This is a genomic window from Gammaproteobacteria bacterium, from assembly GCA_030949385.1.
Taxonomy (GTDB): domain Bacteria; phylum Pseudomonadota; class Gammaproteobacteria; order JAUZRS01; family JAUZRS01; genus JAUZRS01.
Genome location: JAUZSP010000003.1, coordinates 39,407 through 64,370, shown reverse-complemented (window position 1 = coordinate 64,370; position 24,964 = coordinate 39,407). Strand labels below are relative to the sequence as shown.

General features: G+C 51.1%; 28 protein-coding genes. 10 read left to right on the top strand and 18 right to left on the bottom strand.

Annotated elements, in window-relative coordinates:
- Nucleotides 1-6 precede the first annotated feature (6 nt).
- Complete coding sequence (locus Q9O24_03945; protein ID MDQ7074304.1) at nt 7-768, top strand: TatD family hydrolase; 762 nt, start codon at nt 7-9, stop codon at nt 766-768.
- 24 nt (nt 769-792) lie between these two features.
- A complete protein-coding gene (locus tag Q9O24_03940; GenBank protein MDQ7074303.1) occupies nt 793-1,497 on the top strand; it encodes a tRNA threonylcarbamoyladenosine dehydratase in 705 nt (234 codons plus the stop codon).
- A 10-nt stretch (nt 1,498-1,507) separates the two neighbouring features.
- On the opposite strand, the gene Q9O24_03935 is transcribed toward Q9O24_03940, so the two are convergent.
- Genes Q9O24_03935 through Q9O24_03925 form a run of 3 tightly spaced genes read right to left on the bottom strand, consistent with a single transcriptional unit; the run spans nt 1,508 to nt 3,912 of the window.
- Nucleotides 1,508-2,089 carry a DUF3501 family protein gene (locus Q9O24_03935; GenBank protein MDQ7074302.1) on the bottom strand — a complete coding sequence of 194 codons (582 nt, stop codon included), beginning with the start codon at nt 2,087-2,089 and terminating at the stop codon, nt 1,508-1,510.
- Between the two features lie 17 nt (nt 2,090-2,106).
- The gene (locus Q9O24_03930) at nt 2,107-3,438 is read right to left on the bottom strand and encodes a heterodisulfide reductase-related iron-sulfur binding cluster (protein ID MDQ7074301.1); all 1,332 of its coding nucleotides are present in this window, start codon (nt 3,436-3,438) and stop codon (nt 2,107-2,109) included.
- Between the two features lie 57 nt (nt 3,439-3,495).
- Entirely contained in the window at nt 3,496-3,912 is a 417-nt protein-coding gene (locus Q9O24_03925) for a rubrerythrin family protein (GenBank protein ID MDQ7074300.1), read from the bottom strand.
- A 156-nt stretch (nt 3,913-4,068) separates the two neighbouring features.
- On the opposite strand from Q9O24_03925, the gene Q9O24_03920 reads away from it, so the two are divergent.
- The 4 genes from Q9O24_03920 to hemW all read left to right on the top strand — a co-directional run bounded on the left by Q9O24_03920 (nt 4,069) and on the right by hemW (nt 6,803).
- On the top strand, nt 4,069-4,749 hold the full coding sequence (locus tag Q9O24_03920) for a hypothetical protein (GenBank protein MDQ7074299.1): 681 nt from the start codon (nt 4,069-4,071) through the stop codon (nt 4,747-4,749).
- 13 nt (nt 4,750-4,762) lie between these two features.
- Nucleotides 4,763-5,173, top strand: coding sequence for a YqaA family protein (locus tag Q9O24_03915; GenBank protein ID MDQ7074298.1), 411 nt, complete (start codon nt 4,763-4,765; stop codon nt 5,171-5,173).
- Between the two features lie 163 nt (nt 5,174-5,336).
- On the top strand, nt 5,337-5,651 hold the full coding sequence (locus tag Q9O24_03910; GenBank protein MDQ7074297.1) for a hypothetical protein: 315 nt from the start codon (nt 5,337-5,339) through the stop codon (nt 5,649-5,651).
- Complete coding sequence (gene hemW / locus Q9O24_03905; GenBank protein ID MDQ7074296.1) at nt 5,652-6,803, top strand: radical SAM family heme chaperone HemW; 1,152 nt, start codon at nt 5,652-5,654, stop codon at nt 6,801-6,803.
- Nucleotides 6,804-6,931: 128 nt separating this feature from the next.
- Here the strand turns inward: hemW and Q9O24_03900 are convergent, their stop codons facing one another.
- From Q9O24_03900 to rimO, 15 genes are all read right to left on the bottom strand, one after another.
- A complete protein-coding gene (locus Q9O24_03900) occupies nt 6,932-7,444 on the bottom strand; it encodes a hypothetical protein (GenBank protein ID MDQ7074295.1) in 513 nt (170 codons plus the stop codon).
- The gene (locus Q9O24_03895; GenBank protein MDQ7074294.1) at nt 7,444-8,109 is read right to left on the bottom strand and encodes a hypothetical protein; all 666 of its coding nucleotides are present in this window, start codon (nt 8,107-8,109) and stop codon (nt 7,444-7,446) included. The genes Q9O24_03900 and Q9O24_03895 overlap by 1 nt, the downstream gene beginning before the upstream one ends.
- 17 nt (nt 8,110-8,126) lie before the next feature.
- Nucleotides 8,127-11,333 carry an ATP-binding protein gene (locus tag Q9O24_03890; GenBank protein ID MDQ7074293.1) on the bottom strand — a complete coding sequence of 1,069 codons (3,207 nt, stop codon included), beginning with the start codon at nt 11,331-11,333 and terminating at the stop codon, nt 8,127-8,129.
- Nucleotides 11,334-12,029, bottom strand: coding sequence for a hypothetical protein (locus tag Q9O24_03885; GenBank protein ID MDQ7074292.1), 696 nt, complete (start codon nt 12,027-12,029; stop codon nt 11,334-11,336).
- The gene (locus Q9O24_03880) at nt 11,977-13,218 is read right to left on the bottom strand and encodes a hypothetical protein (protein MDQ7074291.1); all 1,242 of its coding nucleotides are present in this window, start codon (nt 13,216-13,218) and stop codon (nt 11,977-11,979) included. Before Q9O24_03880 ends, Q9O24_03885 begins: the two co-directional genes overlap by 53 nt.
- Nucleotides 13,208-13,582, bottom strand: a complete 375-nt coding sequence (locus tag Q9O24_03875) for a hypothetical protein (GenBank protein MDQ7074290.1) — start codon at nt 13,580-13,582, stop codon at nt 13,208-13,210. Before Q9O24_03875 ends, Q9O24_03880 begins: the two co-directional genes overlap by 11 nt.
- A 259-nt stretch (nt 13,583-13,841) precedes the next feature.
- On the bottom strand, nt 13,842-14,117 hold the full coding sequence (locus tag Q9O24_03870; GenBank protein MDQ7074289.1) for a hypothetical protein: 276 nt from the start codon (nt 14,115-14,117) through the stop codon (nt 13,842-13,844).
- The gene (locus Q9O24_03865; protein MDQ7074288.1) at nt 14,114-14,551 is read right to left on the bottom strand and encodes a hypothetical protein; all 438 of its coding nucleotides are present in this window, start codon (nt 14,549-14,551) and stop codon (nt 14,114-14,116) included. Before Q9O24_03865 ends, Q9O24_03870 begins: the two co-directional genes overlap by 4 nt.
- A 239-nt stretch (nt 14,552-14,790) precedes the next feature.
- Nucleotides 14,791-15,156, bottom strand: coding sequence for a hypothetical protein (locus tag Q9O24_03860; protein MDQ7074287.1), 366 nt, complete (start codon nt 15,154-15,156; stop codon nt 14,791-14,793).
- 27 nt (nt 15,157-15,183) lie between these two features.
- Nucleotides 15,184-15,591 carry a hypothetical protein gene (locus Q9O24_03855; GenBank protein MDQ7074286.1) on the bottom strand — a complete coding sequence of 136 codons (408 nt, stop codon included), beginning with the start codon at nt 15,589-15,591 and terminating at the stop codon, nt 15,184-15,186.
- Between the two features lie 38 nt (nt 15,592-15,629).
- Nucleotides 15,630-16,034 (bottom strand): hypothetical protein, encoded by a 405-nt coding sequence (locus tag Q9O24_03850; protein MDQ7074285.1) that lies wholly within the window; start codon nt 16,032-16,034, stop codon nt 15,630-15,632.
- Nucleotides 16,035-16,054: 20 nt separating this feature from the next.
- Nucleotides 16,055-17,233 carry a hypothetical protein gene (locus tag Q9O24_03845; protein ID MDQ7074284.1) on the bottom strand — a complete coding sequence of 393 codons (1,179 nt, stop codon included), beginning with the start codon at nt 17,231-17,233 and terminating at the stop codon, nt 16,055-16,057.
- Between the two features lie 730 nt (nt 17,234-17,963).
- Complete coding sequence (locus Q9O24_03840) at nt 17,964-18,524, bottom strand: hypothetical protein (protein MDQ7074283.1); 561 nt, start codon at nt 18,522-18,524, stop codon at nt 17,964-17,966.
- A 170-nt stretch (nt 18,525-18,694) separates the two neighbouring features.
- On the bottom strand, nt 18,695-19,204 hold the full coding sequence (locus Q9O24_03835) for a DUF4124 domain-containing protein (protein MDQ7074282.1): 510 nt from the start codon (nt 19,202-19,204) through the stop codon (nt 18,695-18,697).
- A 468-nt stretch (nt 19,205-19,672) separates the two neighbouring features.
- Complete coding sequence (gene rimO, locus Q9O24_03830) at nt 19,673-20,989, bottom strand: 30S ribosomal protein S12 methylthiotransferase RimO (protein MDQ7074281.1); 1,317 nt, start codon at nt 20,987-20,989, stop codon at nt 19,673-19,675.
- A gap of 352 nt (nt 20,990-21,341) precedes the next feature.
- On the opposite strand from rimO, the gene rpmE reads away from it, so the two are divergent.
- From rpmE to pyrC, 4 genes are all read left to right on the top strand, one after another.
- Nucleotides 21,342-21,545, top strand: a complete 204-nt coding sequence (rpmE, locus tag Q9O24_03825; protein ID MDQ7074280.1) for a 50S ribosomal protein L31 — start codon at nt 21,342-21,344, stop codon at nt 21,543-21,545.
- Between the two features lie 84 nt (nt 21,546-21,629).
- Entirely contained in the window at nt 21,630-22,853 is a 1,224-nt protein-coding gene (locus tag Q9O24_03820; GenBank protein MDQ7074279.1) for a malic enzyme-like NAD(P)-binding protein, read from the top strand.
- Between the two features lies 1 nt (nt 22,854).
- Nucleotides 22,855-23,742: a 5'-3' exonuclease H3TH domain-containing protein gene (locus tag Q9O24_03815; protein MDQ7074278.1), complete on the top strand. Its 888-nt coding sequence runs from the start codon at nt 22,855-22,857 to the stop codon at nt 23,740-23,742.
- A 151-nt stretch (nt 23,743-23,893) separates the two neighbouring features.
- Entirely contained in the window at nt 23,894-24,931 is a 1,038-nt protein-coding gene (gene pyrC, locus Q9O24_03810) for a dihydroorotase (protein MDQ7074277.1), read from the top strand.
- Nucleotides 24,932-24,964: the final 33 nt, after the last annotated feature.

Here is a 24,964-nt window from a genome sequence, read left to right as displayed (position 1 = left end):
GTGCTAATGCAACTGATCGACAGTCACTGTCATTTAGATGATCCGCGTTTTGATGTTGATCGTCGTGCGGTGTTGCTGCGTGCCGCTCAGGCTGGCGTGGTGGCGCAGCTGCTGCCTGCGGTTTCGGCGGCGCGTTGGCCTGTTTTAAAAGATGTGTTGGCCTTGTCTGATGGCTTGTACGCGGCTTACGGTCTGCATCCGATGTTTATTGATCAGCATAAAGAGGCGCATCTGGATCAATTGCAACACTGGTTGGCGCACGAGAAGCCGCTGGCGGTGGGTGAGTGTGGGCTGGATTTTTTTATTAAAGAGTTGGATCAAACGGCGCAGCTGCACTTTTTTCATCAGCAATTGGATCTGGCGGTGCAGTTTAATTTGCCGGTGGTGATTCATGCGCGCAAATCGGTGGATCAGGTGTTGCGGGCGCTGCGCCAGCGCCCCACGTTGACCGGGGTGTGCCACTGTTTTTCCGGCAGTGAGCAGCAGGCGAAACAGCTGATCGAGCGGGGCTTTAAGCTCGGTTTTGGGGGGCCGATTACCTACCCGAGGGCGTTGAAGCTGAGGCGCTTAGTGAAGTTGTTGCCTTTAGAAGCATTGTTACTGGAGTCTGATGCACCGGATCAGCCGGATCAGATTCATTGGGGAGAGCGTAATGAACCGGCTTATTTGAGTCAGGTAGTGCAAACAGTGGCAGAATTGCGCAGCATTGAACAAGAGCAGGTGGCGAGTGTGACAACAAACAGCGCACGTCAGCTGTTTCAATTTTAAGTGAGAATAAATATGAGTGAAGCAATGCAACGTACCGAGTTGCTGATTGGCCATCAAGGTGTGGTAAAGCTGGCTAAAACACGAGTGATGGTGGTGGGTTTGGGTGGGGTGGGTGGGTTTGCTGCTGAGGCGATTGCGCGGGCGGGCGTAGGCCAGATGACGCTGGTTGATCACGATACGGTGGCGGAGTCCAATCTAAACCGGCAACTGTTGGCGTTGCGTTCCACCTTGGGGCGCTCCAAGGTCGAGGTGATGGCCGAACGTCTGCGAGATATTAATCCTGAATTGGAGTTAAGTGTGCAGGATTTGTTTATTCGCCCTGAGAATATTGTGGAGTTGTTGCAAGGGTCAAAAACCAATGTGGTGATTGATTGCATCGACAGCATTCATTGCAAAGCGGATCTGGTCTGGCAGTGTCAGCAGCAGGGCATTGCGGTTTTTTCGGCAATGGGAGCGGGGGGGCGTTTGGATGCCAGTAAAGTGAAATTAAGCACCTTGGCAGAAACCGACGTTTGTCCTTTGGCGCGGGAGATGCGTCGGCGCTTGCGGCGTTTGGGAGCGGATTTGAATTATCCAGTGGTGTTCAGTGATGAGCTGCCGAAAAAGGGCAGCGAACATCAGCCGGTGGAGGGTGGTCGTGCCCGTTCGGTGAACGGTACTGTTTCGTTTTTACCGGCGATGTTGGGGTTGATGCTGGCCTCGGCGGTGGTCAATAGAGTGTTGGATTGAGTCGCTGATGTTAGGCAAAATCCGCGAGCAGAGCACTGTGTTGATTGCCCATTAATTTAACCCGCTCAGGGTAATTTTCATGCTCGATACTGGCATAAAGAGCCGCGCCTTGTTTCAATGCTGAAATCATCTCGGCACTGAATTCAAAGCGGACAAAATGCACCGCTGAGGTTTTTTCATCGGTGCTGCGTTCCAGATCTTCATTGGCAATCGCTTTGACCGGATCAAAACCTTCAACCTGCATGTAAAGGGTGTGTTCCACACCAACTAAGCTGGCCAAGGCTTTTTTGCGCTCTTCAATCTGAGAATATTCGAGCATAAAGGTGGCTTTTAGATTGCCGCCGTCGGGAACCAGATCGTTGTAGACATCCAGCTCGTCTTGGATGGCCTCGGCTTCGAATAGGCGTTCGATGCGCAGCATCTCCTGCACTTGGTATTTCATCGTCAGGTTGTCTTCAAAATAGAGACCGGCGTGCTCACCGATTTCAATGTGACGATTTTTTTTGTGCTCCATCACCGTGGTGCGAAACTCGGGACGAATCCGCGAGTACTGCTCCAGACTGTAGAGGTCGCTGTGGCTGAGTTTGCTCATAATGTTTTTCCTAAAATTCAGATGTCGTACGCTTTGCGTAGCAGACTCATGGGGTGTTCGGTGACACTGCCGTCGTTCAGCGCGTGTTCGATGTGGTGGCCTGCCATTGGGCAATCGCTGCCGTAGTGATCTGCCTCGGCGCGCTTGATTTGATTGACCACCGGTTTGACAATTTTCATTGCCGAATCGTAAAACTCTTTTTTCACCGCGTAGGTGCCATCGTGACCAGAACAACGGGCGATGGTGGTGATGGTGGTGTCGGGGATCAACGCCAGCACTTGCTGGGTTTTCGCGCCGACGTTTTGCACCCGCTGGTGACAGGCGGCGTGGTAGGCCACTTTGCCCAGTGGGGTTTTAAAGTCGGTGTTGAGCAGACCGGCTTTGGAGCGGTGCATCAAATACTCAAAGGGGTCGTAAATGGCTTTGCCGACTTTTTGCACTTCGGCATCGTCGGGGAACATCAACGGTAATTCTTGTTTGAACATCAAAGCGCAAGAGGGCACAGGAGCGATGATGTCCCAGCCCTCATCTACCAGTTTGGCCAGTTGCGGAATGTTGGCCTCTTTGGCGGCTTGCACCGCTTCAAGGTCGCCCAGCTCCAGCTTGGGCATACCGCAGCACTGCTCTTTTTTCGCCAGCGTGACGGGGATGCCGTTGTGCTCAAACACCGCCAGCAGATCTTCGCCGATTTTGGGTTCGTTACGGTTGCCGTAGCAAGTGGCAAACAGCGCCACTTTGCCGGTGGTTTTCCCGGCGGGAGTACCGGCGGCCTGTTTGTCGATCAGGTGCGAAAGGCGTTTGCGCAGCGGTTTGCTGTGGTATTCGGGTAGACGGGCTTCTTCGTGTACCTCCAGCACCGATTGCAACAGTTTGCGTGTTGGTTTGGCACGGTTGGCGGCATTGACAAGACCCGCAATAACGGGGATGCCTGCCAGTTTGCCAACGGTGTCGGTGCTGGTGAGAATTTTGTCGCGGGTTTTCACCTCGCCTTTTTCAAACTTAACCGCCTTGGCGCGCAGCATCAGATGGGGGAAATCAATATTCCATTCGTGTGGTGGCGTGTAGGGGCATTTGGTCATGTAACAGAGGTCACAGAGATAGCAGTGATCCACCACCTTCCAGTAGTCTTTTTTGGCAACGCCATCGACTTCAAAGGTCTCTGACTCATCGACTAAATCAAACAGAGTCGGAAAGGATTGGCACAGGCTGACGCAACGACGACAGCCGTGGCAATGGTCAAAGACGCGTTCCAATTCATTGAAGAGAGACTCTTCGTTGTAGAAATCGGGGTTTTTCCAATCAAGGGGGTGGCGAGTGGGGGCTTCGAGATTGCCTTCGCGGGCGGCCATAATCTATCTCCAAATTGATCAAAACCGACCAGAGCAGGCTCTGGTCGGAGAAACGCTTTATTCCATTTCGTTCAGAGCTTTCTGATAACGATTGGCGTGTGAACGTTCCGCTTTTGCTAAGGTTTCAAACCAATCAGCAACTTCATCAAAACCTTCGCTACGTGCGTCTTTGGCCATTCCAGGGTACATGTCGGTGTACTCGTGGGTTTCACCGGCAACGGCGCATTTCAGGTTGTCGCCAGTCGGACCAAAGGGCAGGCCGGTAGCGGGATCGCCGGTCTGCTCTAAGTATTCCAAATGACCGTGTGCATGGCCGGTTTCACCTTCAGCGGTGGAACGGAACAGGGCGGCGATGTCGTTGTAACCTTCGATGTCTGCTTTTCCTGCGAAGTAGAGGTAACGGCGGTTTGCTTGGGATTCTCCAGCGAATGCGTCTTTCAAGTGTTGCTCAGTCTTGCTGCCTTTTAAGTCCATCGTAGGATACCTTCTTGGTGGTTTAAATAGGGCCCACAGAGGCCACGGATAAAAGTTTAGACTAGTTCTAAACTGCTGTATAGCCACTTTTGTTTATTTGTTGCATCAGTGAGCTATAGATAGGGTGTTAGCCACTTATCAAGGATGGGTCATATTATGTTTTTTTCCAGTACGGTCAGTTTTTTGAGTGCCGCTGTTTTAATTCCTGTTGGGCTCTATGCGATCAATCGCGCTTCTGATTGGGATAAGCGTTACATGGCTTTGGCGGGTTTGCCGTTGGTGTTTGGTATTCAGCAGGCGCTGGAGGGGCAGATCTGGTTGGAGCTGGCGCTAGGGCCCTTATTGGAGCCGACCACTGCGGTCTACGGTTATCTGTTTTTTTCTCATCTGTTTTGGTTGTTTTGGATTCCCCATGCGGTTTATCAACTAGAGACCGATTTTGCTCGTCGTGAGGAGTTTCTCTTGCTGTCGTTATTGGGTTTGTTGTTTGGTTTGTCGCTCTACATGCCGATGTTTTTGCGTGACGATTGGTTACAAGTGATGGTGGTTGAGGGCAACATCGTCTATCAGACGCAGTTGCTTTATGATGCCTATTTTTCCCAGCTGTGGGTCTATGCCATCTACTGTGCGATTGTCTTGTTGCCCCTACTGGGAGCCAGTGATCAAGAGGTCAAACGTTTTGGTTACATGGTGACCGGTGCGGCTCTGTTTGTTTTATTGGCGTACAATTACGCTCTCATTTCCCTTTGGGGATTTTTAGTGGCACTGCTCTCACTTTATGTGGCGCGCATTGTTTATGGTGAAGCTGCAGAACAGGAGGCATTGCCTTCTCGATAGGGTGTGCTGAGTGTTGGATCTGAATCTGTGGGGTCTGTTTGGCAGTGCGTTTATCTCTTCAACCCTCTTTCCTGGAGGCTCTGAGGTGTTGCTGTTGCTGTTGCTCAGCAACGGCTATTCACCCTTAAGCCTGCTGCTGGTGGCGACGCTGGGCAATACCCTCGGTGGGGTGAGTTCTTGGTTGCTGGGTTATTGGATCAGTCGGGGTTACGGTACACGCCAGTTGAGCGAGGCTCAGCAACGCGCCAGCCACTGGTTGCAAAAACACGGTGCGCCTCTGCTGCTGCTTTCTTGGTTGCCGCTGGTAGGGGATCCTCTTTGCCTCGCAGCGGGTTGGTTGCGCATTCCCTTTTTTTCTTCTCTGTTGGCGATTTTGCTTGGTAAAGCGGCGCGTTATGCTGTTCTGTTATGGCTTTTTGGCTAAGAGGATCTTATGAACTGAAAGAGTTTTAACTGTTGTCCCCTGTAAAAGTGCGTTAGCCTTGCTAGCGGAAGTCCCTTTAGGACAAACGTAGGGAAGGTATTCGGCAGACACGCCAATTGAGACGCTGGAAGCGGTCATTAAAACGCAACAGAAGACAAACATTATGCTGAATCAGCAAGTTGCCTCTATGGCACAGACGGAGATTGATCGGCCACGGCTAGAATCCGTGTTAGGCCGCCTCCTCAGTCACCAGCGTTATCACTCCTCCTCAGGTTCTGAGTTGAAAATTCGAGCATGGCAGCATACCGAACGTTTTTATTTTCTAGTTGAAAGTCACGCATGGGATCATGAGTTGGTATTACAAAAGATTAAATCATCCATTGAAGTTGAGGGCGGCACGTTCTCTGTGGAGTCCTGCAAGGCCGGTGTGACGCGGCTGTCATTTTGGCTGCCGGTTACGGCTTTGTTGGTCGCTTAGGTGTTTCATTTCACTGCGGCACTGCCTCTGTCGCTCTACATCCATATTCCTTGGTGTCTGCAAAAATGCCCTTATTGTGATTTCAACTCACACGCAGCGCCCAAGGCGTTGCCGGAAATGGCCTATGTCGATGCCTTGATTGCGGATTTAAGCCGTGACCTGCCCGATGTGTGGGGGCGTTCATTGGAGAGTATTTTTATTGGCGGCGGTACGCCGAGCTTGTTTTCACCAGAGGCCTTGGATCGTCTGCTGAGCCAAGTGCGTGCGCTGCTCAATCCGCGCAGCGGCATGGAGGTGACGATGGAGGCCAACCCGGGTACCTTTGAGCAGGCTAAGTTTGCCGAATTTCACGACTTGGGCATCAATCGCCTTTCCATCGGGGTGCAGAGTTTTAATGATCAAATGCTGCAAAAGCTGGGGCGGGTTCACGACGGTCGTGAGGCGTTGCGAGCGGCAGAGATCGCTTATAAAGCCGGTTTTGAGAACGTGAATTTGGATCTGATGTTTGGTCTGCCCGGACAGACGGAGCAGATGGCGTTGGCCGATGTGCAGCAGGCGCTCTCGTTGCAACCGCAGCACCTCTCTTATTATCAATTGACCCTTGAACCCAATACCGCCTTTGCCGCTCGACCACCGACCTTGCCGCCCGATGAACGCATCTGGAACATGCAGGAGCGCGGCATTGAGACGTTGCAGACGGCGGGTTACGGCGGTTATGAGGTTTCGGCTTACGCGCAAGAGGGGCGGCAGTGCGCGCACAACCTCAATTATTGGCAGTTTGGCGATTATCTCGGCATTGGTGCTGGCGCGCACGGCAAGTTGACCCTACCAGGTGAGGATCGCGTTTTGCGACGCTGGAAACAGCGCCAGCCCGCGCAGTACATGGCGGATCATGCGGCTGGTTTCGTTTCGGGCGAGGAAAATTTAGAGCGCAAGAAGATCGGTTTGGAATTTATGATGAACGCCTTGCGTTTAAACGAAGGTGTTGCCAGTGCGTTGTTTTTGGAGCGTACCGGTCTGCCCTTGAGTATCATCGCCGAGCCGTTGCAGCAGGCAGTGGATAAAGGTCTGCTGCATTGGGATCATCGGGAAATCAAAGCGACGGAGTTGGGACGGCGGTTTTTGAATGATTTGTTGGGGATGTTTTTATAACAGTTCGGTAGCCAACAGAGGGCGAGCATTTCAAAACCGCGTAGGGCGCAATAACCAAAGGGCATTGCGCCGATAAAATAAGCAAACCTTAACTCCGCTGTGAACGTCTTAACCCCCGATTTTCTGCTTTAACTATTTTTATAATCGCGGGTTTTTTTGGTGAAAAAATCTTGCGGGGTTAGAATCGGTGCATTTTCCACCTCGATCACCTCGGTTTTTTCTTTAACCTGTGGGGTGATGCTGGTTGCTGTGATGGCTTCGGTTTCGGTCTCTTTTGCATTGTTGGCAAGAGCAGCGATATCAAATTCGACCAGAGGCGGGTGGCTGAATTGATTCAGCTGGCTAAGGTCGCCCAGCTCATAGACGTTGCTTAATGCCGCTGGGTGAAAATCATCGCTGTCGCAAAGGACAATGGTGTCAGGGATGTTCAGGGTTTCTTGATCGGAAAAAACAATAAACCCCAGTTTTTCATCGTGGTATTCAATTTTTTCTTTAAAGGCCCGCCAAAAACGTTCAGGATCGGAGGCGTAATCTTGTTGGGTTTCGCCTTTAAACTTGAGCAGAGTGAGTGTTTTCTCGGCGTAATGATAGACCGAAATTTCACCGTCTTGCTGTACCAGAAGGTAGTGATGGCTGCTCATCAGAGTGTCCCCTTCTCCATTTGAATCACTTTTTGTTCGATCTCTGCTTTGCTCAAGGTCGGTTCCAGTTCTTGGTACATATTGACCAAGGCATCACCGACCTCTAATTCCTTGCTGGTGTCTAATTTCCCTTCGATGTAGCCGGAAAAATCCGTTAATTTGTCCTCTTTAAAGGTGTCTAGAATGGCATTGACCTCTACGACATCACTTTCTTTATCCAGTTTTAAGTGCGCCAGCGAAAGCCAAGTGGTGAGCGGGATGTCAAAGCCTTTTACCTCTTCAATGCCTTTGAGCGTAATTGAACTGCCAACGGCAGTGAACGCCGTTTTTTCTCCATCTGTGGCGTTGTTAAATTTTTCTGTATCCAAATCTATGTCGTTGCGTAAGTAATCAATGTAGTCGTTATTGCTGTCAAAATCTTCAGGCTTTTTTTCCGCTTGCATCGCTTTGGCACCCAGCTCTTCTGGCTTGTCATTGGGCGTTAGGACATCAAGAAAGACCCCAATGATGCGAATAATGTTGCTGATCGGTCCAATATAAGGACCGGCTATTTCAAGCAGAGTGGTGGTAGCTTTGGCTAAGCTTGAACCAATAGAAGAGGCGACGGAACTGACCACTTCGATGGCGCTGCTACAGAAATCGCCAACTGAACTCCAAAAACCCATACTAAATCTCCTTTACCTTAATGTGATTGTCTGATTTTTAAGAGCGTCTTTTCTCGGAGCTCAAAGGTTTGTTTGCTGCCATCGAGAATGCCTTTTATAAACAGCGCCAAAACATCATGACTAACCTTTGTTTTATGTTTATAAAAGCGTTGTTTTAAATAGTGAATCACAAAATCGATTTTTTTCTCGCCTGTGAGCCGATTGCCTTCGAGGTACTGTTTTAGGTCAAACTGAAAGCCTTTATTATCGGCGCTGGTTTTTTGAATGGCCGCTATAGAACAGAGGTGTTGCCAACCCTTGGCAAGCCCAAGGATTTTGATCTGTAAATGCTGTTCGATCTCCTCAAGGGAGGGTTCGCTGTCATTCAATTCTAAGCCCAATATCAAGCCCTTTTTGTAACGCTGCTGATAATAACACAGGGCGTTATTGCGGATGGTCTGTTCGTCGATTAACTCGGTGGTGGTGGTGCTGAGGTCGGGCACCTCTTTGATTTTCACCCGCAGCGGTTTGGCAAAATCTTGGTTAGAGATGATCGCTTGGCCGGTTTCCAGATTGGATAAGAACTGTTTCTGTTCATCGTCCAGTGCCATCGTATTGCCGATGGCGTTTTTATCGTCCTGCGCAAACAGTTTGTGGACGATCTTCATGTTGGTGTTTTTTAACACCTCGGGGGTGAGTTTGTCGGGGATTTGATCGACGATCACCAAAGACTCACCGTATTTACGCACTTCGGCGAGCATGTCGGTAAAGGTTTCGACGGCCAGTTTTTTACTCGGATTGTCGCCAGGGGTGTATTTGGCCAGCAGCCGATGCGCCTCTTCAATCAGAGTGATGTGTTTGAAGGTTTGACCCTGCTGTTTGTATTGCTTGTATTTCTGTTTGATGGCCTCGTTAAGATTGATCAGTACAAAGCCCATGATGAGGGATTTTTCATTGCCATTTTTGATCTCTTCTAACTCCAGAATGACGTTTTTTTCAATCAATTCAAGGAAGTTAATCGAGCGGGGGGTGTTGAGCATAAAGCCTTTGGCACCAATCAGCAGGCTCTGCAGGCGTGCTTTGATCGAGCCGATGTAATCTTTTTTCAGGCGTTCATCAAAGCCCTGTTGTTCGGCGACTGTTTCGGTCTGATTAATCAGATCTTGCAAGGTGGGAAAGGCAAACACGCCGTCGGCGAAGGGATCATTAAAGCGGCTGTTGGTGGAGCTGGCGATGTCCCAGCCGCAGTCTTCATAACATTGGTAAAGGGCCGCCTCGATCAGTTGCGGGATGGCCGCCTCCATGTCAAAGGCCGCTTCGATGGTGGCCTTGATCATATCGACCCGAGCGGTAATGTTTTCGCCTGGAAAAAACTCAAAGGGGTTGAGTCGAAACGGTGCCACACGATCATCACCGAGGGTGAAGATTAAAATATCATCGTGTTTTTGAGTTAAAATTCGATACTCGGTTTTGGCCGGTTCGATAACCAAAAAGGGCATCTGTGCCGAGTCCAGCAGGCGCAGGCAGGTGCTGGTTTTGCCGCTGCCCGTCACCCCAGTGACGAAGGTGTGTTTGTTGAGATGCGCTTTATCAATGTGGACTTTGATGTTTAACGCTCCGCCGCTGTGTACCAAGTGACCGAGCAGTAATTTGTTTTCTTGTTTTAGGTTTTGTTTTTTGATGTTTAAACCAAATTCAACCTCCTCTTTCAGCGCCAGCCCGACCACTTCTTTTTGTGGCAAGCCCATGATCACGCTTAACTCACTGCTGGACATCCAGTGGGCGTATTGTGGGCTGTTTTTTGAGTGCAGCAGTTGATTCTGTTGCTGCGCTTGAGTCAATGTGCTGTTGGCGGTGGAGAGCTGCAAGTTTTTGATGTTGGCTATTTCGTTTGCAGCATGAATCGGGCTAAGCCTGAGCGGGGTTCTGTTGTTTTCGTCGCCAGAAAAGAGGGCTTTCATGGTGTTGCCAAGTTTAATTAAGGTGCCTTTTTCATTGGCGAGAAGGTAGGCGCAGGCGTTGAACAGACCGCGTTTTTGACCGTGATGCAGGCGTTTGAGCAGCACCTCATCAATGTATTGCAACCATTCGTTGATCAGTTTGTCGGTGAATTCGCGGCTTTTGTTGCTGCCTTGGTTGGTGGTGTTGGAGCTGTTGGTGCTGTCGGAGTTGTTTGTTGTTTTGGAATTTGAGGTGCCGCTGTTGCTGGAGGTGGAGCTGCTGTCGGAGCTGCCGGTGTTGCTGGATTTTGATTGCCCAGTGTTTTTGGAAACAGAAGAACCGGTGTTTTTGGTGGTAGAAGTGCCGGTGTTTTTTGTATGGCTGGTGCCTTTAGCGCCTGAATTTGTGCTAGAGCTTGAACCGCCTTTTTCACTGGTGCCTTTGGTTTTAGTGTTTGAAACACCCGTACTGTCTCCTGTTGTTTCGCCTTCGGTCTCTCCATCTGATCTACCAATGGTCTCTCCACTGGAGCTGCCGGTGGTTTGGCCTTTTGAGCTGCTGGTTGACTGCGATGTAGAGCTGCCCTTGTTGCTGCCACTGGTGTCGGACGTACCCCAGGTTTTGCTGGTGCCACTGGTCAGGCTGCTGCCTTCACTGTCTTGGATGGACTCTTTGGCTTTGGGTGACAAGGTATTGTGAATGTCGTACAGATCGGTTTCAATTTGCTCAATGCTTGCTTCATTCAGCGGGGAGGCCAACACCATGAGGACAAATTGGTCGCCCATCATGACATCCACCAAACGATCTACGCCTTGAAAAGAGCCGTCTTCTGTATTGACCGTTGGCACACCGTCAAGCCGCTGGATGCGTTTCATGCCGTTGATGGTGGCGAGGATCTGCGCTTTATTTTTACTCTGTTCGGTTATTTTACTGCCTCGGAAATTACCTTCAATGCTCGGTTTTAAAATATAACGGCCAATATCATCGACATCCAGCTCCAAGGCCGTGGTGTGGTTTTTATCTTTGGCAATGGCAAAATAAAACGAGACCCCATTTTCATCACCGATGAGTAAATAAACCAGTTGTATGCCGTCGATTGTCAGGGTGCTGAGGATGTTTTCTAAGGCTTCTCGGCGCGGTGACTCTTGCTCAAAGGTCAGCTCTTCGATATGGATGAAAATCACTTCATCGGTTTTCAGTGGCGTGTATTTTTGAATTGAGTGTGTGTTGGATGTGGGGTTCTTTTCTCTGCTCAGGTTTTGTTTGAGTAGGCTAATGACGCTGTGTTCTGTTTGCTTTTTCATTTACAGGCTGACCTTTTTAATCTCGCTGAGATAGGTTTGATTTTCGATGTCGTTTCTGTGCGCAACCACGTACTCAATTTCGCTGGGTGAAATGGGGCGCAGATAGACGTGAGCATTCTCATGCGTCTGTTCGATGCGCAAACGTCGTAATTGAATGCTGGGGTCGCTGGTACGCACGTTATTGGTGCTGACTGTTGAAGTGCTGCTGTAAAACAGTTTGAAGTTGGTTTGGCTGGCATCAATAAACTCGACCCATTGATGATAGGCATCTTGGCGATCCAAAATCGACTCTGAATTTTTCTTCGTCTCTTGTCCGAGATAATATTTAAACGCGATCTCCTCTTTGACGTTGTGGTCAATGACCAAAATAACACCGTCGGGACTGGTTTCGATCAAGCCGTAAGCCACGCCGGTTTTGCCGTTGGGTTTGTCCAACTGATCCGAGCTTAGGCAAGGGTGGAGTGTAAAAAAGTCATCTATCTCAATGCCTTTTTCTTGCATCTCTGCGCTGACTCGCATCATTTCGATCTCGAACAGTTCTGTGACCCACGGTGATTTGCTGGAGTTGCCTGCTAAAAAGATCTGAATGGTGTTGATGGTGTGCAATTTGAGCTGTTGGTTTGAAAACGCCAAACGCAGGCTTTCAAAGAAATTCACCACTCCGCGTTTGATCCGTTGGTACAAAATGTCCTGCATCTGCTTCGGCATTGATGTCCAGCTCAAAATTGGTGTGCATCTCGCCCTGCGTGTTGAAGAGGTTGATTTCCAAACTGCCGTTTTGATAAGACTCGGCTAACTCGGGGTCTTGTTCCCAAAAACCGCGCAAGGCTTCCATCAGGGTTTTGCTGTTCATTTTGGCTTCGCGGGATTGGCTTAGCAGAGTTTCATGCCCCAAAAATGTTTTGGTTTCGGGCGGCTGGGTAAATTGTATGTTGCTCGCGCTGAGATTATTTTGGTTGCTTTTGAAAACCTCAAAAGCAAGCAGTTCGAGCAGGTTTTCCCCGCCCAGATAACGATCACCACCCGCGCCAAAATGTTCAATGGCGTAGTCGTAACGGGATTCTGTGTTTTCGCAGGCGTCGCGGTAGAGGCCAAAATCAAAATCGGTGGTGCCACCGCCAAAATCAAACACGCCATAAAAAATACGCTCATCCTCTTCTGGCTCAAAGTCGTACTCTTGCAGGGCGATGACGGCGTAGGCGGCGGGTTCGCTGGCACCTTTGCTGACCCGCAGTTTGGCCATCTGTTCGGGCTGTTGGTGCAGCGATTGGGGCAGTGATTTTTTGATGCCGCGCTCAAAGCTTTGGATGATTTTGTCACGGATGGCGAGTTCATAGGTGACGGGGAAGGATAAAATGTAATCCATAAAGATGCCGTTGCGCGGGGTGTTGATGTAAAGCCCCAAATAGTAGGCGTAAAGTTCGATGGGGTTGAGGTCGTCGTCGTCGAGTTCTAAAAACTCGGGGAACTCGAATATCTGCTGTTTTTTATCCACCACTTTGATTTTTTTGCCACTGGTGCCGGCCCACTGTTTTAAGTCGCTCAAAAAGGCGCTGAAGTCGCTGGAGTGGCTGTTCATCAAATCGTTGAAGGCGGTGTGAGAGACGGTCAGGTCTTGCCAGCGGGTCTCGGGGCGACCGGCTTGGCTCTGGTAGTCGCTGATGAATTGGCTCAGGTCATGAAAAGCCATGATGGTGGGGTTTTCGTACTGATGGGCATGAACACCGTTGTTTAATTGGCCACCACCAATACGCATGGGTTGAATTTGGGTGGTCTCTTTTTGGCAGACCACGACGGTGCTTTTGGTGCCGAAGTCGATGCCCACCACACCGCTGTTGATGTCGCTGGCGGGGTTGCGGGCGACCAAGGGCGGATCAAGCGGCAAAGTAGCCTGATCGGAGGCGGGGTTGCTGGGCCAGAGCGCCCAGTGTCCTTGTTCGATGTCGGTGAATATTTTCTCGTCGTGGGCTTGCAGATCGGCACGGCGCAGGTCGTCGTTTTTGAGGTGTTCGATGATGATGCTGTTGTTGGTGCTTGTGCTTGAACTTCGGCAAGGTGTGAAGAAAACCGTCTTGTTTTTTGACTGGGGTGGCGTGAAAAGCCGTTAACAGCGCCGCAAGGGTGTTGAAGCGCAGCAGAAAGAGATAACCGTCGTCAGCGGCCAGTGCGTCAGGCAACAAATTGTGTTGCAGCCAAGCGGCCAACCGCTCAGTTGAGCTGAGGGCAAAGCGGTTGTCTCGCTGACCCAAAGGCAGTAAGGGGCAGAGCTGTCCACTGGAGGGAGCTTATTCCAACAACCTGCATCTAAATCTTTTGCACGCAGTTTGGATTCTGTTTGGTAGCACCAATAACAGCTGTAATGGGGGCGTTGATTTGTCAGAGCAAAGGGGGTGTTGCTCTGCTGGTAGAGGGAGGTTTTTAATTCGGTGGCGGTGGGTGGGCTGAGCTGAGCCTGTCGTGTCATTTCATGGTGCGCGCAGTGTTCAGCAATGGCCTCGTGAGCTGCAATTAAATCATCTCTGTCTGTAGAGGGTTATTGGAGTGAAAAAGTGTTTCTTCTGAGCTGTCGTAACTCCAGAGGGCTTGAATGCGGTCGTCGTAGAGCAGATGCTCACGGGAGAACGTCACCCACGTTTTTGCCATCAAGGCCACGGCTTTTTTTTCGGTTTCATCCCAGATCTGTTGATAAGAGTCAGACAGTATATTTTCATGGTCAGGCCGTATGTTTTCTAAGACTGTGTTGGGCAGTTGGGCTTGTTGAACGGTTTGGGTTGGGTGACTCATGCGCTTAGCTCCACTAGGCTTAATTTAACAATTTTATCGGTTTTGCGGTTAATCCAGCCTGCCAGCACCACGCGGCTAACGGTGCCGCTGACGGGGCTGCTGGGGGTGCGGATGTGGCGCAGGGGGTCAAAACGTTCGCCGACGGTGACGGTTTGGATTTGGGCGTTGGGGTAAGCCAGCAAATAACGCTGGAAAAAGAACGCAAACAGCGCCGCCAGCCGCTCGGCTTCGTCATCGGGGTTTTCGATCAGGCGGGTTTTGCAGTAGTCCCAGAAGCTGAGGATGTTTTTTTCTTGTAAACCGCAGGCGAGAAACCCACTGGGGGAGCGGTCTTTGAAGATGCCTTTAAGCGCCGCTTGGGTCTCTTCGCTGATCTGTTGGAACTGCTCAAAGGCGTGTTGTTCTGCGCTAAATTGCTGTTCGTATGTGTGCAATTTTTTTTCTGTGTTGTTGAGTTTGTCTTGGAGGTCCGCGTTGGTCTGTTTTTCAGTGTCGAGTTTGTTTTTCTGTTGCTCGATTGTTTGCTTGTGTGCTGTGTAGTCGTTTTTTAGGGCATCGACTTGGCTCTGGAGTTCGGTGTTGGTTTTTTCTTCAGCGTCGAGTTTGTTTTTCAGTTGCTCGATTTCGCTGCGCTGCTGATTGATTTTTTGAGTGTGCGTTGTGCTGTCGTTTTCTAGGGCATCGACTTGGCGCTGAAGGTCGGTATTGGTTTTTTCTTCAGCGTCGAGTTTGTCTTGTTGTTGCTCGATTTCGCTGCGCTGCTTTTCGATTTCACTGCGCTGCTTTTCAATTTCGCTGCGCTGCTTTTCAATTTCGCTGCGCTGCTTTTCAATTTCGCTGCGCTGCTTTTCACTGGGCTGTTTTCGATTTCACTGCGTTGCTGCTCGATCTGTTGTGTTTGTCGTAGACCCTCTTTTTTTAGGGCATCGAGGAGGTTAGGATCAGAACGTGTGAGTGATGCGTGTTCCGCACAGATCTCGCAGATTTTAGCGCGTACTTCAGGATCGTCGAGAAACGTTAAAAAATCAGTTTTAGTCATGTTTTTTTCCTTATTAAAAAAATCCATTTAAATGGCTACCGTCTGGATGTCACTGAGGTAGGCTTGGCTTTCAATGCCGTTTTGATCTGCCACCACGTACTCAATTTCGCTGGGTGAAATGGGGCGCAGATAGACGTGGGCGCTGCTGTGCGCTTGCTCGATGCTCAAGCGTAAACGCTGGATGCTGTTGTCCCCGATGGGGATTTTATTGGTGCTGACCGCTGAAACGCTGCTGTAATAAATTTCAAAATCGGTTTGACTGGCATCAATAAATTGAATCCATTGATGGTAGGGCGAGTGGCGATCCACAATCAATTTGAATTTTTTCTTGCGTGAACGGCCAAGGTAATATTTAAAGGCGATCTCCTCTTTGACGTTGTGATCAATCACCAACACGTCACCTCCTGGGCGGGTCTCAATCAAACCGTAGGCCACGCCGGTTTTGCCCGTGGGTCGATCCAGCTCATCGCTGCTCAGGCTGGGGTGGAGCTTAAAAAGTCATCGGCCTTGAGGTTTTCTTGTTGCATCTCTTCTATGACTCGCGCCATTTCCTGCTCGAACAGTTCGCTGACCCACGGCGATTTGCTGGAGTTACCGGCCAAAAAGAGCTGTACGCAGTCGATCTCTTTGAGGTCAAAGGCTTGGTTGGAAAAGGCCAGTCGCAGGCTCTCAAAGAAATTCACCACGCCGCGTTCGATGCGCTCATATAAGGTCTTTTTCATCTGTTCCGCGTCGATGTCCAGCTCAAAACTGGCCTGCTCGTTTCCTTGGGCATTAAACAGGTTGATCTCCAAACTGCCGTTCTGATAGGTGTCTGCTTTTTCGGGGTCTTGCTCCCAAAATCCGCGCAGCGCCTCCATTAGATTTTTGCTGTTCATTTTTGCTTCGCGGGAGGGGCTTAGCAGGGCTTCTGAACCCAAAAAAGCGGTGTTTCGGGCGGCTGGGTAAATTGAATCTGCGCCGTGCGGAGTTTTTCCTGATTGTGTTTAAAGATCTCAAAGGCGAGCAGTGCGAGCAGGTTTTCCCCGCCCAGATAACGATCACCACCCGCGCCAAAATGTTCAATGGCGTAGTCGTAACGGGATTCTGTGTTTTCGCAGGCGTCGCGGTAGAGGCCAAAATCAAAATCGGTGGTGCCGCCGCCAAAATCAAACACGCCATAAAAAACGCGCTCATCCTCTTCTGGCTCAAAGTCGTACTCTTGCAGGGCGATGACGGCGTAGGCGGCGGGTTCGCTGGCACCTTTGCTGACCCGCAGTTTGGCCATCTGTTCGGGCTGTTGGTGCAGCGATTGGGGCAGTGATTTTTTGATGCCGCGCTCAAAGCTTTGGATGATTTTGTCACGGATGGCGAGTTCATAGGTGACGGGAAAGGACAAAATATAATCCATGAAAATGCCGTTGCGCGGGGTGTTGATGTAAAGCCCCAAATAGTAGGCGTAAAGTTCGATGGGGTTGATGTCGTCGTCGTCGAGTTCTAAAAACTCGGGGAACTCGAATATCTGCTGTTTTTTATCCACCACTTTGATTTTTTTGCCACTGGTGCCGGCCCACTGTTTTAAGTCGCTCAAAAAGGCGCTGAAGTCGCTGGAGTGGCCGTCCATTAAATCACGGAAGGCGGTGTGTGAGACGGTCAGGTCGTGCCAGCGGGTCTCTGGGCGACCGGCTTGGCTCTGGTAGTCGCTGATGAATTGGCTCAGGTCATGAAAAGCCATGATGGTGGGGTTTTCGTAGTGTTGCGCTTCAATGGCGTTGCTCAGGTTGCCGGTGCCAATACGCATCGGTTGGATTTGGATGGTTCCTTTTTGGCAGACCACGACGGTGCTTTTGGTGCCGAAGTCGATGCCCACCACACCGCTGTTGATGTCGCTGGCGGGGTTGCGGGCGACCAAGGGCGGATCAAGCGGCAAAGTAGCCTGATCGGAGGCGGGGTTGCTGGGGCAGAGCGCCCAGTGTCCTTGTTCGATGTCGGTGAATATTTTCTCGTCGTGGGCTTGCAGATCGGCACGGCGCAGGTCGTCGTTTTTGAGGTGTTCGATGATGATGCTGTTGTTGGTGTTGTGCTTGAACTTCGGCAAGTGTGTGAAGAAAACCGTCTTGTTTTTGGACTGGGGTGGCGTGAAAAGCCGTTCAACAGCGCCTCTGCGCTGTTGAAGCGCAGCAGAAAGAGATAACCGTCGTCAGCGGCCAGTGCGTCAGGCAACAAATTGTGTTGCAGCCAAGCGGCCAACCGCTCAGTTGAGCTGAGGGCAAAGCGGTTGTCTCGCTGACCCAAAGGCAGTAAGGGGCAGAGCTGTCCACTGGAGGGGTTGCTATTCCAACAACCTGCATCTAAATCTTTTGCACGCAGTTTGGATTCTGTTTGGTAGCACCAGTTGTAATGACCCTTGGGGCGTTGATTTGTCAGAGCAAAGGGGGTGTTGCTCTGCTGGTAGAGGGAGGTTTTTAATTCGGTGGCGGTGGGTGGGCTGAGCTGAGCCTGTTGAATCGCCGCGCCGTGGTGCGCATACTGTTTAGTGATGGCCTCGTGAGCTGCGTTTAAATTGTCGCTGTTATTTAATGGTATTGGCGTGAAAAGTCGTTTCTTCTTACTGTCGTAACTCCAGAGGGCTTGAATGCGGTCGTCGTAGAGCAGATGCTCACGGGAGAACGTCACCCACGTTTTTGCCATCAAGGCCACGGCTTTTTTTTCGGTTTCATCCCAGATCTGTTGATAAGAGTCAGACAGTATATTTTCATGGTCAGGCCGTATGTTTTCTAAGACTGTGTTGGGCAGTTGGGCTTGTTGAACGGTTTGGGTTGGGTGACTCATGCGCTTAGCTCCACTAGGCTTAATTTAACAATTTTATCGGTTTTGCGGTTGATCCAGCCTGCCAGCACCACGCGGCTAACGGTGCCGCTGACGGGGCTGCTGGGGGTGCGGATGTGTTGCAGGGGGTCAAAACGTTCGCCGACGGTGACGGTTTGGGTTTGGGCGTTGGGGTAAGCCAACAAATAACGCTGGAAAAAGAACGCAAACAGCGCCGCCAGCCGCTCGGCTTCGTCATCGGGGTTTTCGATCAGGCGGGTTTTGCAGTAGTCCCAGAAGCTGAGGATGTTTTTTTCTTGTAAACCGCAGGCGAGAAACCCACTGGGGGAGCGGTCTTTGAAGATGCCTTTAAGCGCCGCTTGGGTCTCTTCGCTGATCTGTTGGAACTGCTCAAAGGCGCGTTGTTCTGCTTTAAATAGAGTGATGGCAGGCGGTGTGGGCTTAGGTACCGCAGCCGGTTTTGGGGTTTTGATTGAGGAGGTTGTTTTGGCTTGGGAAGGCGTTTTTAGGCTGTTGCTGTGGTTCCAGCAGTGTAAAAATCGTTGTATCCATTTGAGCATAGACGACACCTTTGGCTTATTTTTAGCAAAATCTGAGGGGGGCGATCAAAGTGGCTTGGTTATACGCCTCTTTTATTTCCCCTGCAAGGTGGGAGAAGGGGGGTGAGGAGGGCGTTTTTGGGTTGGTCAGAGATTGTTACTGGTTGTGATTTTTTTAGGGCTGATGTTGTTTATTGCGGCTTTAACAACTCCTGCTGCTGCGCAAAACGGCCATTGAGTTTCTCTTGCAAGCCTTGTGCGTCGTTGAAGAGTTTTTTCACCGTGCTGGGGCTGTAGGCCGAGCCGCTGGAAGGTTCTTCTGCTTGGCTGGTTTCTGTGGGTTTTTCTTCGTGCTGAGGCTTTTTCGCAGTCACAGCATTAATCACATTTTGTTGTAGATTAATGTGCATTGGGGTGGCGCTGGCGGTGTTGGGCGGTGCGTCGCCGTAGTGCCACTCGCCTTGTTGGTCTTGCCATTTATAAATGCCGCTTTCGCTGCTGTTTTTTTCGCTGCCGGTTATGTTTTCAACTTGATTTTTTAGGCTGCTGAATTGATTTTGCAGCGGAGTTGTTACTTTTTTAACACTCAGGCCTTCCAGTCCAAAGGGCAGTTGGCCGGTGGTGAGGTAACTGCCGTAGCCGGTGGCGGCTAGGATGATTAATACGCTGAGGCTGGCTTTAAAAATAATCCGGGTTAGCATTTTTTTCTCACTGGGGGATTTACTCTTAATTAACTGATGTTAGGTCGTTTGTTAAAAAATAAGTGCATCGTCATTCCCGTAACTTCCGTAACTTCCGTCATTCCCGCGAAGGCGGGAATCCACATGAGAGTTTGATCGTCTTGTATGGATTCCCGCCTTCGCGGGAATGACGAGCAAGACCCGAGAATGACGAGCAAGACCCAGAGACGAGCAAGACCCAGAGACGAGCAAGACCCAGAGACGAGCAAGACCCAGAGACGAGCAAGACCCAGAGACGAGCAAGACCCAGAGACGAGCAAGACCCGGAGACGAGCAAGACCCAGGAGACGAGCAAGACCCGGAGACGAGCAAGATCACTGTAATCATGATGGGGTGCTTGGTTTTATCGGCGCACTGCCCTTTGGTTAGTGCCGCCCTACGCAGTCCTAAACTGTTTGCCTTCTTTGCTGCGTAACATCCGTTAATTATTTAAACCGGACGTGCGACCAGATCGTGGATGTCGGTGCCGATGATCTCCACTTGGGCAAATTCACCGACAGGCAGGTGTTCGCCGCCTTCGATAAAAACAACCCCATCGACTTCGGGTGCATCACCTTGGCTGCGTGCGATGGCTTCGCCGTCACCGACCTGATCCACCAGCACCTGCAGGGTGCGACCGACAAAGCGTTCGATGCGCGCACCGCTGATGCCCTCTTGCAGTTCCATCAGACGTTGTTGGCGCTCCTGTTTGACTTCTTCTGGGACGTGATCGGGCAGATCGTTGGCTTTTGCGCCTTCAACGGGTGAGTAGGTGAAGCAGCCGACCCGATCCAATTGTGCCGCTTGGATAAAGTCGAGCAGTTCTTGAAACTCGCTTTCGGTCTCGCCAGGAAAGCCGGTGATAAAGGTGCTGCGTAAGGTGATGTCAGGACAAATTTCGCGCCAGCGTTGAATTCGATCAAGGGCTTTTTCACTGGCGGCGGGGCGTTTCATTGCCTTGAGAATGCGCGGGCTGCCGTGTTGCAGTGGCACATCCAGATAGGGCAGAATTTTGCCCTCGGCCATCAGTGGAATGACTTTATCGACATGCGGGTAGGGGTAGACGTAGTGCATTCGTACCCAGATGCCCAGCTCACCGAGTGCCTTGGCCAGCTCGTAAAAACGCGATTTGATCGGTTGGCCGTTCCAAAAACCGGTGCGGTATTTGATGTCCAGACCGTAGGCGCTGCTGTCTTGAGCGATGATGAGCAGCTCTTTGACTCCGGCTTTGACTAGGTTTTCTGCCTCTTGCATGATCTCGCCGATGGCGCGGCTTTCAAGATCGCCGCGCATACTGGGGATGATGCAGAAGCTGCAACGGTGGTTGCAGCCTTCGGATATTTTCAGGTAGGCGTAGTGTTTGGGGGTGAGTTTGATCCCTTGCGGAGGAATCAAACTGCTGTAGGGGTCGTGTGGGGCAGGCAGGTGGGTGTGTACCGCATCCATGACCTCTTTGTAGGCGTGTGCGCCAGTGACGGCCAAGACGCTGGGATGCACGTCGGTGATTTCAGAGGCACGTTCGCCCAGACAGCCAGTGACGATCACTTTGCCGTTCTCTTCCAGCGCCTCGCCGATGGCATCTAAGGACTCTTCTACCGCAGGGTCGATAAAACCGCAGGTGTTGACCACCACCAGATCGGCACCGCTGTAATCGGGCACCAGATCGTAGCCCTCGGAGCGCAGTTGAGTGATGATGCGTTCTGAATCCACCAGTGCTTTGGGGCAACCGAGACTGACAAAACCGACCTTTGGAGCTGTGCTGGACATTACAAAAACCTTTCAATAAACAGTGGCGGCTATCATAACAGAAGAGAATGCTCGGCTTTACGCACAGCCTCTGCTCTGGTGTTTTATTTTCCTTGCAGTGGGTTTTTAGCTTGAAACATTGCTTTTTTTAATTCACTAATTCATTGAAATAAAACTGTTTTTTTATTTTTAGCCTGTTTTTTTAGCCTGTTTTTTACCGTGTATTTACGCTCTTAAAGAACCGGCAGTGAAAGTTGTCCACAAAGTTATCCACAGGCTGAATTCCTCTTTATTTAGCCCTTGCAGAAGGGTGGGCTGAGCTGTAAACTCCACCTCCTTTTTTGTCCACAACTGAGTTATAAGGAATCCTGCGATGAAGCCGGAGATTCACCCCAAATACGAAGCAATCGCTGTGACCTGTAGTTGCGGCAACAAATTTGAAACCAAATCAACTTATTCTGCGAAAGAGGCGTTGAGCGTTGAGGTCTGTTCTCAGTGTCACCCTTTCTACACCGGTAAACAGAAAATCATGGATACCGCTGGACAGGTGGACAAGTTCCGTCGCAGATACGGTTAACGGAACGCATTTCCGTGATAAAAGAAAGGCACCTTCGGGTGCCTTTTTTGTTTCAGCACCCTTAATGTTATGTCGGAGATCAGCATGAAAGAGAACCTCGAACGTCAATCCCTTGAGTATCATGAATTTCCTCGTCCAGGCAAAATCGCCACCGAGATCACCAAGCCTACCGAAACCCAAGAGGATCTCTCTTTGGCGTACACCCCAGGGGTGGCGGTGCCGGTGCGAGCGATTGCAGCTGATCCCAGTGCCGCCTATCGTTATACCGCCAAAGGCAATTTGGTGGCGGTGATCACCGATGGCACGGCGGTGTTGGGTTTGGGTGATGTGGGTGCTCTGGCAGGCAAGCCGGTGATGGAAGGCAAAGGGGTGCTGTTCAAACGCTTTGCCGATGTGGATGTGTTTGATATTGAGGTCAATGTCACTGAACCGAAAGCCTTTATCGAAACCGTAGAACGCATCGCCGATACCTTTGGTGGCATCAATCTGGAAGACATCGCCGCGCCGCGCTGTTTTGAGATCGAAGAGGCCTTGATCAAGAGCTTGGATATTCCGGTTTTTCACGACGATCAGCACGGCACCGCCATTGTGATCTCCGCTGGTTTGTTGAATGCGTTGCAGATTCAGGGCAAGAAGATCGAGGAGGTAAAGATCGTCTGTCTCGGTGCCGGTGCGGCAGCGGTGGCCTCGATGAAGATGGCCGTTGCTTTGGGGGCCAAAATTGAAAACATTCTGATGGTGAACCGCAAAGGCGTGTTGCACAGCGGTCGAGATGACATTGATCAATGGCGACAACCTTTTGTGCGTGACACCGAAGCGCGCACCTTGACCGATGCTTTTGTGGGAGCGGATGTCTTTATCGGTGTTTCTGGGCCGAATCTGGTCACCGCTGAGATGTTGGCTTCGATGGCGGCGAAACCGATTGTGTTTGCCCTTTCCAATCCTGATCCTGAAATTGATCCGGCGATTGCCTACGCCACTCGGGATGATCTGATCATGGCCACGGGGCGCAGCGATTACCCCAATCAGGTGAATAACGTGCTCTGTTTTCCCTTCTTATTCCGTGGCGCGCTGGACGTTCACGCCAGTGCCATCACGGAGGAGATGAAGGTAGCGGCGGCGCATGCCATTGCCGAGATTGCTCATCAGCCGGTGCCGGAAGAGGTGTTGAAAGCCTACGGGGTCGAGTCGATGGTGCTGGGTAAAGAGTACATTATCCCTAAGCCTTTCGACCCCCGTTTGATCAAAACGGTACCGGCGGCGGTGGCGGCAGCGGCGCGTGCCTCGGGTGTGGCGAGGAAAGTCTGATTTGAAAGCCCTGTATCTGATTGATGCCAGCATCTATATTTTTCGCGGCTGGCATTGCTATCCCTATTCGCGTCAAGACAGTGAAGGGCGACCGCTGAATGCGCTGCACGGCTTTGCTGATTTTCTCTTGGATCTGCTGGAAAAAGAGTACGTCGAGTATCTGGTTTGTGCGTTTGATCAGAAAAAATCGCGCTGCGTGCGTCGGGCGCTGTTTGCCGATTACAAAGCCAATCGCTCTCCGGTTCCCGAAGAGCTGCGTTATCAATTTGGCCTTTGCCGTGAGTTGGTTGCCGCGTTGGGGATGGTCAGTTTTACCAGCAATCAGTACGAAGCCGATGACCTTATCGCCACCTTGGCCACGCGCTTGCGTGGGTCTGAGTGTCGTTCGATCATTCTTACTGCCGATAAAGATTTGACCCAGTTGGTGGGGGTGCAAGATGAGTGGTGGGACTATGCGCGCAAGGTGCGTTTGAGCCGTTCTGGGGTGAAGAAAAAGTATCGCTTGGAGCCGGAGCAGATTGCCGATATGTTGGCGTTGATGGGCGATAAGGTGGACAACATTCCGGGTATCCCCAATGTCGGCCAAGCCACGGCGGTGCGTCTGTTGATCAAGTGGAAAGACATCGACGGCATTTACGCCAATCTCACTAAAGTGCATAAGATGCAGTTTCGCGGCGCAGCCCATGTGCAAGAGTTGCTGATGGAGCACGAAGATCAGGTGCGGCTGTCTCGCAAGCTGACGGGTTTGTTTATGGATGAAAGTTTGCCCAGCGACCCCGAAGCGTTGCGTCTGCAACCGGTGGATAAAAAAGCCTTGCGACAGACGTTTGATCGCCTGTTAATGAAACCAGAGCAGCAGCAGCGCTGGTGGCGGGTGTTGGGGTTGTGATTTTAATTTCGCGTAGGTTGGGGTGAGGTACGAACCCCAACAAATAATTCCCAAAAATGCACCCCAACAAATAATTCCCAATTGGTCTGTTTTATATCGGAGTGTTTTTTGTTGGGGTTATCACCCCAACCTACAACAAAGGATTTTTTTTATGCAGACATTAACCTTAACCCGTCCTGATGATTGGCATCTGCACCTGCGTGACGGTGAAGCGATGCAGGCGGTGGTGGGACACACCGCTGAACGTTTTGGCCGTGCGGTGATCATGCCCAATCTGCGCCCACCCGTGACCACGGTGGCGTTGGCCTCGGAATATCGAGAGCGTATTTTGACCGCGTTGCCCGAAGGTTTGACGCTGGAACCGTTGATGACCCTCTATCTGACCGATACCTTGTCGCCTGCTGAAATTGATCGTGCCGCTGCGAGCGGTTGGCTGAAAGCGGTCAAACTCTATCCAGCGGGTGCGACCACCAACTCCGATGCCGGTGTGACGAACTTGCGCGGCTGTTATGCCACCTTGGAGCGGATGCAAAAACACGGCATTCCACTGCTGTTGCACGGCGAGGTGGTGGCTCATGAGGTGGATGTGTTTGATCGTGAGCGGGTCTTTATTGACCAAGTGCTGTTGCCGTTGCTGGCGGATCTGCCGGAGTTGCGGGTGATCTTTGAACACATCACCACCCAAGAGGCGGCGGAGTGTGTGCAAGCGGGGTCGGCCAATCTGGCCGCCACCATCACCCCACACCACTTGCTTTACAACCGTAACGCCATGTTGGTGGGTGGGATTAAGCCGCATTTTTACTGCTTGCCGGTGATCAAACGGGAGAAACACCGTTTGGCGCTGTTAAACGCCGCCACCAGCGGCAGCCCGAAATTTTTCTTAGGCACCGACAGCGCCCCTCACGCGGTGGGCGATAAGGAGTCTGCGTGCGGCTGTGCAGGGATCTACTCTGCTCATGCGGCGATTGAGTTTTACGCTGAAGCCTTTGAGTCGGTGCAGGCGCTGGATAAATTGGAAGGGTTCGCCAGCTTTTACGGCGCGGATTTTTATCGTCTGCCGCGCAATAAAGATCAGATCACGCTGCGTAAAGAGCCTAATCCGATCCCTGAACGGTTTGATTTTGGGGTGGGGAAAAGTGTCTTGCCCTTGGCTGCTGGAACGTCTTTGTCGTGGCGTTTGCAGGGGTAGGGTGGGGTTTAACCAACAAATTCAGTAGGCAGC